This is a genomic window from Priestia sp. J2, assembly GCF_020790095.1.
Classification (GTDB): Bacteria; Bacillota; Bacilli; order Bacillales; family Bacillaceae_H; genus Priestia; species Priestia zanthoxyli.
Genome location: NZ_CP086208.1, coordinates 2,649,138 through 2,665,432 on the forward strand (window position 1 = coordinate 2,649,138; position 16,295 = coordinate 2,665,432).

Genomic DNA, 16,295 nt, shown 5'->3' on the forward strand with positions numbered 1-16,295 from the left:
TACATCATTACCTCCCTTATTCATACTCATGACCTCGGTTAGTGCTTGGTAATTCTGGTCTATAGTTTGCAGGGTCCCTGTACCACTCTAAAAATTCTTTCTTTGTAATAGTACCATTCATATACAATTCGTGAATATCAGAATATTTTTCTCCTGGGATATGTCCCATATCCCACTGCCCATTTCTAGGTTTAGATTTACCCCAACCTATTTCGACACCTGATGGATCGTAGATTTTTCCATTAATAGGATCTTTAGCATTTTCCCATACCTGTTCAACTTGGCCCTTCCCATAACTTGGTCTACTGCTACTGTAAGGTTTCTTAGAAACATCACCATTTTCCACCACTTCATCCGTAACCTTTTGAATTTCAGGCTCTACTTTTACAGGTTCGTCAACTTTCCGAAGCGTTTCAACCTCAACCTCGTCACCCATCTTTGTAACATCGCTCTCTGACATAAACCTTCGGTCAGGTCCACGGTAGCTGTTGTGGTTCGGATCATATTTCACCTTCGTTACCATCTGCATCGTCTGCTGCTTCACATTCTGCAAGGTCTCCCTCACCGTCTGCTGGGCAAGCGCTGGACCTGCTGGTGCTAGTTCTGGCATGAGTCTTGGCATACTGCTGTCTAGGATGTTGTTATACGTTTTATGTAGCGACTGTGTCCAAGAAGTCGGTGCATTTTTGACGCTTTGGTAGGCTTGCTTTGTGACGTTGGCAACGGCGCTTGTGCGAAGCGTGTTGCGCATGTTGTTAAGCTTTTCGGTTCCTTTGGTCGCAAGGCTTTGTCCCATTTTCCCCGCTACCTTCGTAGAAAGCGCTCCAGCTCCAGCAATTCCTAATGCTTGCAGAAGACTTGCTTTACGCTGCTCTTCACTGATTTTATTCCCGAACATGTCGCGTCCGGTCATGTATTCTCCTAAGCCGTTTGCAGCCACAAGACCGTAGAGGCCTTTTTCCGTTTGCTCCAGGACTTTGAAGGATTTAGCGGATTTGTAGGCGTCTAGGGCGTGATCCGCTGCGCTTAGGCCTTTAGCTATTTAATTGAAACAAATAAAAATGAAGACTCTTTGAAATTATATATCCTCAGATAAAAGAAAGCACTTGCTGGCTGTTATAGACCATCAAGTGCTTTATAGTTAGCTATATAGAATAAGTTGTAAGTTTCTTGTGTGCTCCATGTTCCATGTAACGAATAATTTCGAAATTTAAAATTCCATCCGGCCTAGTAAGTGTATCTGTTTTTCCCACAAAATATTGTTACACAATTCCACAGCCATACAACCTCCATGAGCTAAGTGTTTACTCTTAACCCTTAGTCATGTAACTTATCAAGAAATTCAGTAAATGTTGCTGCAACGTAAAATACATTCTCTCTTGCACGCTCTTCCGCCTGCTCTTCCGTTAAACCCTCTTCCTCGATTAACATTTCTTTTTCCCAAGCATTTTCATGTTCCCAAAAAACCACAATCGGATTATCTTCATGATTTTTATAATCAAAGCATATTAAGTTTCCAGACGGATCGAAAGCAAAAGGGATTAACTTTTTCGGAAGTGTATCCTGATAATCATTAAAGACTTCTAGAATATGCTCATCATCTTCAACGTCATATGTTAATAATGTTCCAAATACCTTTTCTTTTCCTTCAACTTGAAATAATTCAGGACTAACATGGGCACCATTATAATCCATAGCAACCTCTATATAATCTAAGGGAAATTTCACCCCTAATTTTTCTCCAACATTCTCCACTTCATTCTTAGTGACTGGTTCATCCCATGATCTCCAATTTATATTACTCATCTGATAGCATCTCCCATAATTTATTTCCACCTAAATGATTTACTTTATGCGTTTTAGATACCACAAGTTGCATCTTATGAAATTTCCCCCATTTTCCTGGAATCATATTGTTAACTGTTTCTGCTATCTCTTGATATAATTCCTGTACCTGAATTTCCATTTGCATAAAATTTATCCTCCCGCCTGATTTTTAATTGTTACTCTCTCTAATTCTTCACCTTCAATTTGATACTATATTCTAAATTTAATAGGGCGTATTGAATGCCATTTTTAACAGGAAAATATTTTTACCGATACTTTTTTAGAAAAGCTTCCTCCAAAGCATTTGCCCAACCTTTATCTTTCTCCATAATAAACCAAATTCCATTAGAACGATTGTTATCTATTTTACCTGCACTAATGTTGTTCCTCAACATGTCGCGTCTGGTTATGTATTCTTTCAAGCCATTTATGGTAAAAATATCGTAGATTCCTTTTTCGGTTTCCATAGATTGAATTAATTTGTTTCACAATTTCATACTCATATAAAAAATGCAAGCACCATCCGTATTTTCACAGAGATACTTGCACTTTTATAGTCGTTATATACCAAAAAACTTCAAAAGAATATCAAATATGATGATCTATTGATTCAAACCAAGCTGAATTCTACTAAGCTCACATATCAATACGAAATTAAAACTTATTATCTTTCACGTTTTCAAACCATTCAACAGCAATATGACTTGTTGTTTTAATATCATCATGCGTATATAAGTCATACTTGTATTCAGCTTTAAAATTGCTGATCCTTACATCATAGATTAATTTCATCTTAGTAAGCATATCTCTTTGATGCTCTTGATACAATACTTTAATTTTCCCAATATCCTCATTTAAAATATCTAATACCATAAAAATTCGTGGTGCGGATGTATCGTAGCTCTCATCCCCCTCTTCCCAAGCATCATTCAATTTATGGGGTTCTAAGAGTATTTACCATTATAGGAGTACCACCATTATGAAGTTAAATCGATACTCCTTGATGGTACTACCTTAATGGGTTATGAACTTCAATAAATCATCATTTAAGTACACAAAGTATGACTATCTCAAAAAAACAAAAACACTTGTTACCTAAAAGGCTGATTCTCTCTTATCATTTAAGGTAAAATCAGTCTTTAAAAGTATAACAAGTGTGCTTAGATTACTAAATAATTATGAATTTTTTGGGGTTGTTTAGTTATTTATTTCTCAATAGATTCATTAATAAAAATCTTTACTGAAGTTAAATCCACCTTTTTATCAGTATCTTTCGGATAATTTTCTTCCAGAAAGTGTAATAATCCATCTGACAAGCTATTATTCTCATAAACCTTCTCAAAGTTTGTTATGAAACTTTCGACAGTCTCGTAATCAACACTTTCAATAGTCTGTGGGAGATATTTACCTTGTTCATATTGATACGCCTCCCAAATTGTATATGCCAAAGCATTTCCTATACATATCCATACTTTTTCATTATCTTCATCATTATCGAGTTGCATATAAGTCATGATATCTGTTTCATCCATGTTTTCTAAATATAAATAAAGGTTAGATGCGTCAATATTCTTAAATTTTAACCATTCCCAAGCTTTTTCTAATGACTCAACAGCTACTTCAAATCCTTCAGATTTAGAAATCTTGTCAATAATCAAGTCCGATAGCGACAATAGATAAACTACTTTGGCATCCTCACTCAAATTATTAAATCGATTCATTTAACCCACTCCTAATCAATATATACACCATTTTTCACTCTAAAATTTAACCTTCCAGTGACTTTAGTACCTTCTACCGCCTGTGAGGTTACCTCAACAATTAAGTTAGGATATTTTAAACTTAATTGTTTTATTATACCTGGATCTTTTTTAGGATTTCCTAACCCACTAAGACAAGTTGGACATACCCCAGAGGGGTTAGATTGATGTAGCTTAAAAATCCCAACTACATCCTGAGGTTGTATACCTGCTTTCTCGACTGCCTCAACAAATTGATTCGCTACTCCCTCTTCAGCATGTCTTGTAGCAGATGGTATTTTCCCCGAAGATTTTATTGGTCTGTTTGGATTTGATACATCAAGGTCTGGAAGGCCAGCTTCTTTCCTAACTTTCGGTGACCCTCCTTCAAAAATCAACCCTTCAAGTTCCTTTACATCAGTTTTACCTACCGCTATTGTATCAGTTTCTGGAACATTCCACTTTTTTCTTAAAGCGTCCAAATCTGTCTTACCAAAGTGGATATTACCATTACCAGTACCCTCAGTATCCTTTTGAATTGAACGTTCACTCACATGCTCTACTTTTACAGGCTCATCAACCTTTTTGACCGTCTCTACCTTAACCGAATCACCCAGCTTCTCCACATCACGCTTGGACATAAACCTTCCATCAGCTCTGCGATAGCGATTATGAATAGGATCGTAGGTCACCTTACCAATCATCTGCATCGTCTGCTGCTTCACATTCTGCAAGGTCTCCCTCACCGTCTGCTGGGCAAGTGCTGGACCTGCCGGCACAAGTTCTGGCATGAGTCTTGGCATACTGCTGTCTAGGATGTTGTTATACGTTTTATGTAGCGACTGTGTCCAAGAGGCCGGTGCGTTTTTGACGCTTTGGTAGGCTTGCTTTGTGACGTTGGCAACGGCGCTTGTGCGAAGCGTGTTGCGCATGTTGTTGAGCTTTTCGGTTCCTTTGGTCGCAAGGCTTTGTCCCATTTTCCCCGCTACCTTCGTAGAAAGCGCTCCAGCTCCAGCAATTCCTAATGCTTGCAGAAGGCTTGCTTTACGCTGCTCTTCACTGATTTTATTCCCAAACATGTCGCGTCCGGTCATGTATTCTCCTAGCCCGTTTGCGGCCACAAGACCGTAGAGGCCTTTTTCCGTTTGCTCCAGGACTTTGAAGGATTTGGCAGATTTGTAGGCGTCTAAGGCGTGATCCGCTGCGCTTAGGCCTTTAGCTGTTTTGTAGATGGCTTTTCCGCCTTTTGCGGCTCTTCCTACCCAGCCGACAACCGGAATGAAGCCGGCTGCTGCCATGGCTCCCGCTGCGACGCGCTGTGAGGTGGAAAGTTTTTCACCCGTAACAGGGTCCACGCCTTCTGCTGCTCGTTTATAATCATAATATCCGCTGACCTCTCCTGTAAAGGTAGAAACCGCGTCCCACGTTTTTTCATACCACGGCTTGTTTGCTTCTTCTTCTTGCTTTTTTTCCAGCTCGTATACTTCTTCTTGCTGCTTGTTGTAGTCAACATATGAAGTGGCATAGTCGTTTAGCTTTGTTTGCACTTTATACAGCTCGCTGTCGTGATAGGCTTTTTCGTCAAAGGCAAGCTGATAGACACTTCCTCCTTGACTCGTAGCAAGCTCTAAGCCGCTTACTAGCGTATCCACTACCGCATAGAAGTCATCCATTTCGCTGTATTCTTTTGACCATTCAGCGTCAAGCTGGTTCACTGCTTCAATTGTATCGGTGCGTTTTTTCTCTGCTTCTTCTATTTTATCGTTAAACTCACTCGTTGAAAACGCTGAAATAGAGACGATATCATCGATGCCGTTTAAAATACTCTGCAGATCGTCGTGCTGCTGCGCAACCATTTCTTTAGCATTGCTATTGGCGTTTTTTAGCTCTGTTTCTAAAAATGATTCAGTTACAATCGTGCTTCCTGATAGCTTTGCTTTTTCAGCTTTAACGTGAAGCGTTGAAAAATAGCTTTGCTGCATTTTAATTAAGTTTTCCCACTGTCCGGCCGTATCGGCGTGCTGCTTATAAAAAGATTTTATATTGTCAGCGCCTTTTCCTTCTAAGCTGCCATCTAAGTCCGCTACGCCCTGCAGCGCTTTTTTCAGTTCACCCAGCTGGCTTAGTAACTCATCGTAGGCTTTTTCCCTGTCTTTTGCTACATCAAACAGCGCTTTTGCATCGTATACCTTTCCCACAGTCATCCCCCTTTGCTGCTACGAATGGATAATAGATTCGTCTTGTTCTTTTAGTAAGTCTACATTAGATTTTGTATCTTTTACGTTTTTGTTTAGTGCTTTTATATAAGTAGAAATAAGCGTTTGAATTTCTTCTTCGCGCGCTTCCCATTTCTCTGTAGTATCAAGGCTGTTTTTTCCAAGGTCAGGCATTTTGCTAATGGATAAATTTCCAATCGCTGTGCTGACTGCTTCAAGCTTTTTGATAACGTCAGCGTGATCAAGCTTAATTGTCATGAAAACAGCCCCCTTCTAATTTCACTAATCTTGTTTTCTACTGCGTCATAGGCTTCTTCACCTTTAGCTAATAAAGAATCCGCTTCTCCAATAACGGCGTTCAAGCCACTCAAAGCTCCTTTTTCAGCTTCTAGCGCCCATATCTTTGTTTCAATTTCACGAATGTATCCATCGTAATCACCGTCTAAAATGCCTTTTATGTTGTCGTAGGCTGCCGTACGTTTTTCGTCAAAATCATCCGATAACGTACCCGTCCATTTGTCTCCCAGCTCAGGCTTTTTGATGTGTTCAATTTCTTTTAATGAAACAGCTTGTTCATGCTCAATTTTACTTTTAGCCGTTCTTAGCTTAGAAATTTTCCCTTCTACATCTGAGACTCTTCCAGATACTTCACCCAGCAGTCCGTCTAATACGCTTCCTAACCCCATATCGTTCCTCCTGTTCCGCACATTTCGAGTTTAATCCAATAATTATAAGTATAAAATTTGTCTCATTATAGCTAAATAGGAAAAAACTCTCTTTTTTATGCTTCTAGTTTCATGAATTGAGATAAAAATGGAAAATCAGAGAAAAAAGACTCATGTCTAAATACGTCATCCAACCATATACCGTTATCTAAAACAAAGAATAAGTAGAATAAAACCATTTCTTTGTACCCATACCCGTTTTTTCCCACAAATTAAAGCTTTTTGCGTAAAAAGACCAACTTTACTTCGTTTTTTTACACAGCAAAAAACCTCTGCACATTCTGCAGAGGTTTTGTTTTATACTTGAACCGGCGTTGGTTCTTCAGCTGTTTGTTCGTGCTGTATAAGTCCGTAGTTTTCCCATGCTCGGCTTTTCCAGCGAAAAAACATAATAACTGCGCGCGTCCATTCATCGGCTGCGATGGCAAGCCAAATGCCAGCGAGCCCCATGTCTAAATGGAAAACGAAGAAATAACCGAGCGGCAAGCTCATCATGACCATCGACATCGCACCAATTAACACCGGATATTTGGCATCTCCCGCTGCCCGCAGCGAGTTAATCAGCACAATGTTCATCGTTCTTCCCGTTTCAAGCACAATGCTCAGAAGCAGCACCGTCGCCCCAAGCTCAATGATATGCGGATTGTCTGTAAACACGCTGATCAGCTGTGTTCTGAATGTCATCACAAGAACAACCATCATCATCGTTACGGCACTGGCCCATTTGACGCTTTTCCATACGCGATGGTACGCTTCATCTTTTTCGTTTCCGCCTACTAAACGGCCGACAATAATCGCTGTACCCATTCCAATTGCAATGGCAAATAAGTAAATGAACATTGAAATATTCATTGCGTACTGTCTCGCAGCAAGTGATTCTGCTCCTAGGTAGGTTGCATAGTATAAAAAGACAATTTGACAGCCTTGATACATCACTTGTTCAAAAGCCGAGGGAATACCGATTTTTAAAATTTTACCGATATATTCTTTTGAAAGAGTAATGTAGTATTGAAATTTCACTCTATATTCCATCACTTGATACAGCAGCCAAAAGAACACAATAAGGGCAACAAATCGGCTGAACGCAGATGAAATCGCTGCTCCTTGCACGCCCATTTCCGGAAAGCCGAACTTCCCGAAGATTAAAGCATAGTTTCCTGCAATATGAAAAATGTTCATTCCAAGTGAAACAAACATTGCCTGCTTCGTAAAGCCATGTACGCGAATAATTGCTGCAAGAGAGTTAATAATCGCTTGAAGAAAAATAGCTCCTCCAACGATGGATAAATAGCTTTGTGCATACATCAGCACGTCACCTTGTAAGTTCATCGCTTCCATCATATGTCTTGAAAACAAAAGAAAACCCGCGCTAATGACTAGCCCGACTCCTAAATTTAACGTAACGGCCAAAGCAGAAATCTTTGACGCTTCCATATACCGTTTTGATCCTAAATACTGAGAGACAACAATTGCCGCTCCGTTACCAATGACCTCTAACACCAAAATCGCAATGTGAAGGTATTGATTGGCTGCTCCGACTCCTGATACGGCATCATCCGACAGCGCACTTAGCATAAAGGTATCAGCAATCCCCATTAACATAAAAAGAAACACTTCTAAAAAGATCGGCCACGTTAAGAAAAACAAATTCAGCTTTTCTTTTGGCCCTTTTTTTGTTTCGACCGCAGTCATCCCATCACCTTCTTTACCGATATCCAATTTCAAACAAGAAGTATCTTACCACACATTTCCTTTGTATACATCCCCTTTTTAGCACATTTTTTATTTTATTTGTTTAGGCATAAAAAAAGCCGCTTCCTTAGAGGAAGCAGCTTTTTTTCCGTTATTAAATTGAAATTTTCACTTCTGCGTTCATACCTGGAAGAACTTTATCTGATGCGTCATCAATTGAAATTTTCACCGGTACTTTTTGCGTTACTTTTGTGTAGTTTCCTGTATTTTGAGCAGGAAGCATAGAAGACACTGAGTTTGTTGCGCGACCGATTGCTTCAACATGGCCTTTAAAGACTTTACCTGAATCTCCGTCCACTGTAATGTCAACGCTGTCTCCTTCTTCTAAGTCACCTAGGTCTGTTTCTTTAATGTTTGCATTGATGTAGATTTTAGATAAATCAGCTGTTTGTGCTAACACATCGCCAGCTTTTACTAATTGATTTTGAGATGCGTTGTTTTTAATAATTGTTCCGTCAATCATAGACGTTACGTCTGTTGATTTTTCGCCTTCTTTTAAGCTTCCAACAGAATCACCTTGTGAAACGCTATCTCCTTCTTTTACATTCCATTCGCTTAACTGACCGTTAGCTGAAGCGATGACTTGTGAAAGCGGTGCTTCTACCTGTGCTTCATCTGTTTTAACGTAATTTGCTTTTTCGTAGAAATAATATCCACCAAAGCCTACTAGTAATAAAATCACAATGATTCCAACAATGTTAGTAACCAATAAACGACTTTTACTCATCGGAATTCCTTCTTTCTATAGTTAGTATATTATACAGAGGTTTCTTCTGTTTGAGGTGCCGGCAGCATTTTTCTTTCTTCTTGCGGCTCAGCTTCTTCTTGAACCTCTTCTTTTTGAACAAGAATTCTATTTTCACCGCTCCACGCTTTACTTAGTGAAGCAATGAGCATAATTACGCCTAAAATACCAAGCATGAAAAATAAGTTGTGATACGCATGTAAAATCGACGCTTTTTTAGCGCCTGCTACAACAGCCGTCACGGCCGATGTTTTTGCGTCTGCTTGACTCATTCCCATACCCATATAGCGTTTGATCATTTCAGATAGCTGCATCTTCACCTGAGGATCTACTGAGCTAATTTGACCTCGGAAATCTTCATAATAAATCGCGTTTTGTCGAACAACAAACCACCCAATCACAGGTGCTACAATCGCTCCTAATAAATTTCGAATGGAGTGCAGTGAAATGGAACGCATCGAAGCTTGATGTAAATCTCCGGCTAGTGCCGCTCCTAATGCACCGGATACAAGTGCCATACTAACACCCATACCAAAGAGCATAATGTGAACATACAAGCTCACTAGTGATGTATCGGCTGATACGTTTACCCAGCTAAATCCTACAATGACAATGAGAAGTGATCCAATCGCTCCAAGATAACCTGGACCAAACTTGTCATACAAGAATGTCGTCGCAAATGCTGAAATGAGTACCCCAACAAAAAAGTATAAATAAAAATAGGAAAGCGTGGTGTACGATGCATTTTGCACATTTTGCATGACGCCATTAATACCTGCAATTGCTAAGATGTATGCCATATGACCGCCAATGGCCATAATTGTACCCGCAACTGGTTTTACGGCTAGCAGCGATTTTAATGGTACTAACGGATTTTCAGCCGCTAAATCAACTAAGACAAAAATGACAACTAACCCTGCTGCAGCTAGTAAGAACGGCCACACTTGGATAGAAGCAAATCCTTCGTATCTTAGTTCATACAGTGGATAAACTAATAAAATCATAATAAGGCTAAGAATAAAGATACTTTTCTTATCCACTGGACGGTCTTCTTGCTGAGTTGGATCATGAGCAGGTAATACCTTATATCCGATAAACAGAGAGACAAGAGAAGCAAGTATTCCTAAAACAAACACCCAGCGCCAATTATCCATGCTAAGAGATACAGCGCCTAAAAAGGCTCCAATCGCCGTTGAACCGAACAGTCCGCCGATCGCTAATACTAAAAAGAAGTTTCGGATTTTATTCGGAAACGAAATCAGCGCAGCTGGAATAATGGTTAAAAACAGCATTCCTGAGCTTAAGCCTTGAATCAGACGACCAAGGGATAAAAACGCCACATTTTCAGAAAAAACGTTGATAATCGAACCTGCTAAAAAGACTAAAACGAACGTTAAGTATGCTTTACGTACGCCATATTTTTTCGCAAGCATCGGACCAATTGGTACCCCAAGTCCAAATGCCAAGTTAGAAATAATAGATGGCAATAGTAAGCTTTGTGTACTCGCATCAAATCGATTTTGAATCAATACTTGATTGACCGTGTAAGATAAATTCAAAAAATACTGAGGGCCAATTGAAAATAGCGTTAAAATCGCCATAATTAAGTATTTAGGTACGCTTAAACCTTGTTTGTCGGAGGCTACTGCTGGATTATTCTGACTCATATTTATTCCTCCTTTTATTAAATTCTTTTCATATGACTAACAATTCCTTACATATTTTATTGTACAAGTTGTATCATGCAAGTTATAGCAGCACTACATATTATACATCTTTTAAAGAAGAAATCAACTTCTTTGTTTCAACTTAAAAAGACTATTTTTCAATAGCCTTTTTGTTCATCTATATGTATTCGCTTTAACATCCATTACTGCGCCATCTTTTAAAATCAAGATTCAAGCGTGATAAACTTTTTTCCAGTGCCAAAACCTCTTCTTCCGACCAATTTTCTAACACTTCAGCATAGGCTTGTTTACGCTTGCTTTGTACATGCTGCAAAATATCTTTCCCTGCATCCGTCATTTCAATTAAACTAATCCGCCCATTTTCTGGACTCGGAAAGCGACGAACAAACTGCTTAGTCTCAAGCGCAGATACTTGCCGGCTAGCTGTAGATAAGCTCAGCTTTAAATTTTCAGCTAATGCATTAATCCCGAGCGGACTGCGCTGATCTAGCTCGCTTAACAGTAAATACTCAGAACGGTCCAAGCTTCCAAGCTTAGGACTGTGCGTCGTTGTTAGACGAACAAGCAGCGCAATTTCGTGTTCAATGGTTTGCAGCGAGTCTCGCTTCACCTCTGTCTCCCCCTTTATCTCATGAAACATTCTGTACTTTTTAATATGTTTACTATACCGCAACCGTTCGCGTGAACCAACCTTTTTTCCGTTTTTCTTCTATTATATAGAAAGATATCATAGATGAGGTACATTTAATTCCAACATCACAGGACAGTGGTCGCTTCCCATTACATGCGGATGAATAGCAGCTTCTTGAATAACATCTTTGATTCTCTCCGAGACGATAAAATAATCAATGCGCCATCCGATATTTCGTTCTCTCACTTTGTTCATATACGACCACCACGTGTATGCTCCTTCTTGATTCGGATACAAATAGCGAAATGTATCAAGAAATCCGCTAGCAAGAAGCGTCGTCATTTTTCCTCGCTCTTCTATGGTAAAACCAGAATTCCCTCGGTTTGGCTTCGGATTACGCAAGTCAATTTCTGCGTGTGCTACGTTTAAGTCTCCGCACAAAATCACCGCTTTACGGCTATTCAATTTGTTTAAGTACACGAGCAAATCGTCTTCCCATTGAAGCCTTTCTTCAAGCCTTGCTAAATCTCTTTTAGAATTTGGCGTATACACATTTACTACATAGCATTGTTCAAATTCAAGCGTAATGATACGTCCTTCGTCTTCCGATTCTTTATCCACACCGTATGAAACCGATAAAGGCTTCTGCTTTGTAAAAACAGCCGTTCCAGAATAGCCTTTTTTCACGGCGTAATTCCAATACTGATAATACCCTTCTAGCTGCAAATCAATTTGGCCTTCCTGCAGCTTCGTCTCTTGAATACAAAATACATCTGCATCCACTTCTTGAAAATAATCTAAAAAACCTTTTCGCACACACGCGCGAATGCCATTTACGTTCCAGGAAATCAACTTCATAAACTGTCCACGTTCTCCTCACTTGATTTATGTATCAGTGTTTAGTGTAGACAATTTTTTGCACGAGTTCAAATAATTTAAAGAGTACCCTTCTCTTTAAGGTATTCCTGATATTTCTTCTTATTTTATTTTCTGTACCTCAAACACTAGATACAAGAGGTGAAACATATTGTCAACAAACTACACGTATGAAAATAACGAACAAGTTTCTACTGTTTCTAAAAAAGAAGAGCATCCTACTAAAGAATGCGAAACACAGAATCAAACGGCGCTTACCAAAGAAGATTTTTCTTTAAATGATTCTGCCATTAAGCACTTCAGCAGATAATGGCTCCGCAAAAATAGAGGTTGAGACATAGTTAAGTAGGCGAAACCTTCGTTTACCAAACCAATAAAAAGATCCGAACGATTTATCGTTCGGATCTTCCTTAAACTATTCCTACCCTAAGTTCTTTCTTTACGAAATAAAGCTGCGAATCGTATCTGCCACAAGTGCATGATCTTCTTCTTGCGACATACCTGATACGGTAATGGTTCCAATTACGCCGACGTTTTTAACCGAAATTGGAAATGACCCTCCTACTGCTTCGAATTCCTGAGGATTCGCTGCGTAAAACTGCGCGTAAGAACGATCTTTTAACTCGCAGTACAGCTTCATATAATACGAGCTGTGATGGTGACGAAGAACGGTGTTTGATTTTCGTTTTATCCATTCTTCATGATCGGGAATAGCCCCTTCCATCGCATGTTGAAAGAGAGTTTGACCATTTCGTTTAATACTTACGGTTACTGCCTTACCTTTGCTTTTCGCTTCATTAATAATGGCCGTGCCGATCTGTAACGCCTGGTCATTTGTAAATTGATGAAAGATTAGTTCTTTTTCCTGTTGAACTACTTTTTCAAGCAGCGTCTCTGTCGAATGATTACTCACTGTTTCTCGCTCCTTAGTTAAAATAAACCGCTCGTTTTTCTTTGCTGCTTTCAAATGCCGCTTCAATGACTTTAACCACGTCACGAGCTTCTTCTGCTGAAACCGGAAGTTTTTCTCCTCTAAGCAGGCTGTCGGCGATTTTTTGATAATATATTACGTAAGAACCGTGCAGCGTTTCAATTTCTGTTGTTTCTCCTTCCCCTGTTGTCAGCTTACCGTAGTGTTCAGGACGATCCGCTCCCCACGTATCATCCACAGGCTTCTTGCCGGCTCTTAGCATATCTTCTTGGCCGTCAATTCCGTATTTGATATAGCTTGCTTTTGTTCCGTGAACTTGAAAGCGAGGCCCGTTGCTTGGCACAATGGCGCTTGAATGTAAAATAACACGAAGAGAACCGTATCCAAGCACTAAGTGGAAGTAATCATCCGTGCGTGCATGATCTCGCTGCCCAAACACATCAGCTTGAACAAAGTCAGGCATTCCAAAAAGATGTAAAGCTTGGTCAATTAAATGAGATCCTAAATCGTAAAGCGCTCCTGACCCAGGTCCTTCATTTTCTCTCCAGCGGTCTCGAACAGCTGGACGATAGCGATCAAAATGAGCTTCATACATTTTTACGTCGCCTAATTTCCCTTCTTCAATCAGCTGTTTCACTGTCAAATAATCATTGTCCCATCTACGGTTATGATAGACGCTTAGTTGAACACCTTGTTCTTTTGCTAATTGAATTAATTCATTTGCTTCTTTTTCTGATACCACCATCGGCTTTTCAACAATTACGTGCTTACCTGCGCGTAGTGCGTCTTTCACCATTTCATAGTGCATGCCGCTAGGCGTTGTAATAATCACTAAATCAATGCTGTCATCTTCTAGAAGTTCAGACAGAGTGCTCACTACTTCAACATCTTCTAAGTCGCTCTTTACTTTTTCAGGATTTGAACTCATTACCTTTGAAATATGAAATTCGTCTAACACGCTTAAAAGCGGCGTGTGAAAGACCGTTGCTGAAAATCCGTATCCTACTAATCCTACTTTTATTTTTTTCATCGTTTTTCCTCTCCTTTATCAAAATCTGTGACGATAAGCCGCACTTGATTTTGTTCTATTTTTTCTTTTACATCCGCTTCTGGGTCTTTATTTGTAATTAAGATATCAATGTCGCTCATATCACATACTCGATGTAAAAATTCACGTTCAAACTTCGTATGATCCGCAAGCATAATCACTTGTCTTGCACATTGAATCATCTGTCTTTTTAAAAACGCTTCTTCTTCACTTGGAGACGTAATAGCATCTGCACCAACGCCGCACGTACCTAAAAACAGCTGATCTACTTTGTATTCCTGCAACGTAGAAATCGTTCTTGGCCCGGTGACGTTACGGTTTTTCCCGTTAAACTTGCCCGGCAGCAAAAACGTATCACACGGGGTATATTGATCGAGCAAATCCACATTATCAATGGAATTTGTAATAACGTTTACAAGCTTTACATCCATATACTTTGCCATCAGTGCGATGGTAGAAGACGTATCTAAAAGCACGTCATACCCCTCCGACATTAACGCAGCTGCTTCTTTAGCAATTTGTTCTTTCGCTTTGGTAGGCGTTCGCTCACTGTAATCGATGATATGACTTGACGATAGCGTCGCTCCGCCTTTGACTCTCATAACCTCACCGTGTTCTTCAAGCTTGACTAAATCGCGTCTCGCCGTATCTTTTGAAACGGTGAACATATCGCAAATTTCGTCTAATGTAATCGTGCGGTGTGTGTGAAGGTATTCAATAATCGCACTCATGCGCTGCTCTTGATACACCCGAATACCCTCCTTTTTTACTTTGATATGAGCTAATTGTAGCGCAAAGAAAAGTTAAAAACCACTAAAAAACTTAAAATAATTAAGTTTTTTACGTTTTTAACTTAATTAATAAAAGTAAACAAAACATTTTGTGGAAATAATTATCTTATTTTGGATAATACTTATATCTGATACCCTTTCACGCTTTTTACTAATCGCTTATTGTTCAGACTTCTAGCAAGCGCATATGCAAAAAAAAGCGAGAATCTTTACGATTCCCGCTTTTTCGTTACATCTTCTGTTCAAGTGCTTTAAAATTTTCTTGAAATTGCTCCAAGCGAACAAGTCCTTCTTCACGAAGGCGTTTATTTTCTTCTTCAATTGCTTTTGTTTCCTGCACTCCTTTCATAATAATATTCCACGTTTGTTCCATCGTTTCTACTTTTACGCTAGGGGCACCGGACATTTTGGCGATTTTAACACTTTGCTGTGAAATATTTTCTGCATTTCGAATGAGCAGTTCATTTGTGCGTTTGTCTAATTCGTTCATAGACTCCGCTACTAAATTTTGACGCTTTGCTGCAATGGCATTAATAAGTCCATTTTTAAAAATAGGAATCGTTGTAATAAACGCCGAATTGATTTTGCCGATCAGCTTTGTATTTCCTCGCTGCAGCATACGGATTTGAGGAGCAGATTGATAAGATACTTGTTTTGCCATTTCTAAGTCATATAATCGCTGCTCCATTAGCTCAACTGCGTTTTTTAAAGTTTGAAGCTCCATTGCCGCCAGCTGATTTCCACTCGACGCTCTTTCTTCAAGCACCTTTAGCTCTTGTTTCAACTCTTCTACTTTCACTTCGCCCGCTACAATGTATTTTTCAAGCTCCATATAATACTGATAGTTTTGCTCGTAAAGCTGTTCAAGCGTTGTGGTCGAATGCTTCATTTCCGTTTCATATTTTGTAATCTCTACATATACTTTATCAATTTCAGAGCCCATTGTTTCATATTTTTGAAACAGCTTGTCCACTATTTTTTGACCGCGTTTAAAAAGATTAGAGAAAAACCCTTTATCTTCAACAAAATCCTTTGCATCAAATTTATCCATAATCTTTCCAAGCTGCTTTAATAATTGACTGGACTCTTCCATGCTAGACGATTTAATTGTACTAAGCACTTTTCCGGAAAACGAGGAAATTTCATTAGCTGTTTCTTTCCCGTATTCAAGCAGAGCCAGCTGATTTTTATAATCAATTTGTTCTGCCAAGCGACGTACTTCTGGCTCTTCTCGCAGTTTTGCTTTTACTTCGGTAGGCTTTGTTTCTAAAACTTCTTCGGCTTCGTTTACATTTAAAGGCTGTAATTCATTTGTTGCCATTTAAA

Annotated in this window: 17 protein-coding genes and 1 pseudogene; 1 reads left to right on the forward strand and 17 read right to left on the reverse strand. The window is 39.3% G+C overall.

Annotated features, from left to right (window positions below; all coding sequences use genetic code 11):
• Positions 1-16 precede the first annotated feature (16 nt).
• The 13 genes and pseudogenes from LJY09_RS27655 to LJY09_RS13435 all read right to left on the reverse strand — a co-directional run bounded on the left by LJY09_RS27655 (position 17) and on the right by LJY09_RS13435 (position 12,181).
• Positions 17-913, reverse strand: coding sequence for an HNH/ENDO VII family nuclease (locus LJY09_RS27655; RefSeq protein WP_416339288.1), 897 nt, complete (start codon positions 911-913; stop codon positions 17-19).
• 404 nt (positions 914-1,317) lie between these two features.
• Complete coding sequence (locus LJY09_RS13380) at positions 1,318-1,806, reverse strand: SMI1/KNR4 family protein (protein WP_034269045.1); 489 nt, start codon at positions 1,804-1,806, stop codon at positions 1,318-1,320.
• Positions 1,799-1,972 carry an immunity protein YezG family protein gene (locus LJY09_RS13385; RefSeq protein WP_116516022.1) on the reverse strand — a complete coding sequence of 58 codons (174 nt, stop codon included), beginning with the start codon at positions 1,970-1,972 and terminating at the stop codon, positions 1,799-1,801. Before LJY09_RS13385 ends, LJY09_RS13380 begins: the two co-directional genes overlap by 8 nt.
• Positions 1,973-2,481: 509 nt before the next feature.
• A pseudogene (locus LJY09_RS13390) lies at positions 2,482-2,792 on the reverse strand (DUF600 domain-containing protein); the annotation flags it as partial.
• A 240-nt stretch (positions 2,793-3,032) separates the two neighbouring features.
• Positions 3,033-3,548: an Imm6 family immunity protein gene (locus tag LJY09_RS13395; protein ID WP_098999559.1), complete on the reverse strand. Its 516-nt coding sequence runs from the start codon at positions 3,546-3,548 to the stop codon at positions 3,033-3,035.
• Between the two features lie 11 nt (positions 3,549-3,559).
• Positions 3,560-5,764, reverse strand: a complete 2,205-nt coding sequence (locus LJY09_RS13400; RefSeq protein ID WP_228307230.1) for a ribonuclease YeeF family protein — start codon at positions 5,762-5,764, stop codon at positions 3,560-3,562.
• 18 nt (positions 5,765-5,782) lie between these two features.
• Positions 5,783-6,040 carry a YwqI/YxiC family protein gene (locus tag LJY09_RS13405; protein WP_013083474.1) on the reverse strand — a complete coding sequence of 86 codons (258 nt, stop codon included), beginning with the start codon at positions 6,038-6,040 and terminating at the stop codon, positions 5,783-5,785.
• Entirely contained in the window at positions 6,037-6,468 is a 432-nt protein-coding gene (locus LJY09_RS13410; RefSeq protein ID WP_013057382.1) for a YwqH-like family protein, read from the reverse strand. The genes LJY09_RS13405 and LJY09_RS13410 overlap by 4 nt, the downstream gene beginning before the upstream one ends.
• A gap of 336 nt (positions 6,469-6,804) precedes the next feature.
• On the reverse strand, positions 6,805-8,199 hold the full coding sequence (locus LJY09_RS13415) for an MATE family efflux transporter (RefSeq protein ID WP_014459767.1): 1,395 nt from the start codon (positions 8,197-8,199) through the stop codon (positions 6,805-6,807).
• A 154-nt stretch (positions 8,200-8,353) separates the two neighbouring features.
• Complete coding sequence (locus LJY09_RS13420) at positions 8,354-8,986, reverse strand: HlyD family secretion protein (RefSeq protein WP_025751627.1); 633 nt, start codon at positions 8,984-8,986, stop codon at positions 8,354-8,356.
• 29 nt (positions 8,987-9,015) lie between these two features.
• Positions 9,016-10,671, reverse strand: a complete 1,656-nt coding sequence (locus LJY09_RS13425; RefSeq protein ID WP_028413057.1) for an MFS transporter — start codon at positions 10,669-10,671, stop codon at positions 9,016-9,018.
• A gap of 193 nt (positions 10,672-10,864) precedes the next feature.
• Positions 10,865-11,302, reverse strand: coding sequence for a MarR family winged helix-turn-helix transcriptional regulator (locus tag LJY09_RS13430; protein ID WP_014459764.1), 438 nt, complete (start codon positions 11,300-11,302; stop codon positions 10,865-10,867).
• Between the two features lie 117 nt (positions 11,303-11,419).
• Positions 11,420-12,181 carry an exodeoxyribonuclease III gene (locus LJY09_RS13435; protein WP_047750804.1) on the reverse strand — a complete coding sequence of 254 codons (762 nt, stop codon included), beginning with the start codon at positions 12,179-12,181 and terminating at the stop codon, positions 11,420-11,422.
• A 169-nt stretch (positions 12,182-12,350) separates the two neighbouring features.
• Here LJY09_RS13435 and LJY09_RS13440 point away from each other — a divergent pair, with 169 nt between their 5' ends.
• On the forward strand, positions 12,351-12,509 hold the full coding sequence (locus LJY09_RS13440; RefSeq protein ID WP_165635279.1) for a hypothetical protein: 159 nt from the start codon (positions 12,351-12,353) through the stop codon (positions 12,507-12,509).
• 129 nt (positions 12,510-12,638) lie between these two features.
• Here the strand turns inward: LJY09_RS13440 and LJY09_RS13445 are convergent, their stop codons facing one another.
• From LJY09_RS13445 to LJY09_RS13460, 4 genes are all read right to left on the reverse strand, one after another.
• On the reverse strand, positions 12,639-13,112 hold the full coding sequence (locus LJY09_RS13445) for a heme-degrading domain-containing protein (protein WP_154973012.1): 474 nt from the start codon (positions 13,110-13,112) through the stop codon (positions 12,639-12,641).
• 13 nt (positions 13,113-13,125) lie between these two features.
• The gene (locus tag LJY09_RS13450) at positions 13,126-14,160 is read right to left on the reverse strand and encodes an oxidoreductase (RefSeq protein ID WP_034269027.1); all 1,035 of its coding nucleotides are present in this window, start codon (positions 14,158-14,160) and stop codon (positions 13,126-13,128) included.
• Complete coding sequence (locus LJY09_RS13455; RefSeq protein WP_154973014.1) at positions 14,157-14,927, reverse strand: DeoR/GlpR family DNA-binding transcription regulator; 771 nt, start codon at positions 14,925-14,927, stop codon at positions 14,157-14,159. Before LJY09_RS13455 ends, LJY09_RS13450 begins: the two co-directional genes overlap by 4 nt.
• Positions 14,928-15,198: 271 nt before the next feature.
• Positions 15,199-16,290 carry a toxic anion resistance protein gene (locus LJY09_RS13460; protein ID WP_154973015.1) on the reverse strand — a complete coding sequence of 364 codons (1,092 nt, stop codon included), beginning with the start codon at positions 16,288-16,290 and terminating at the stop codon, positions 15,199-15,201.
• Between the last annotated feature and the right edge of the window lie 5 nt (positions 16,291-16,295).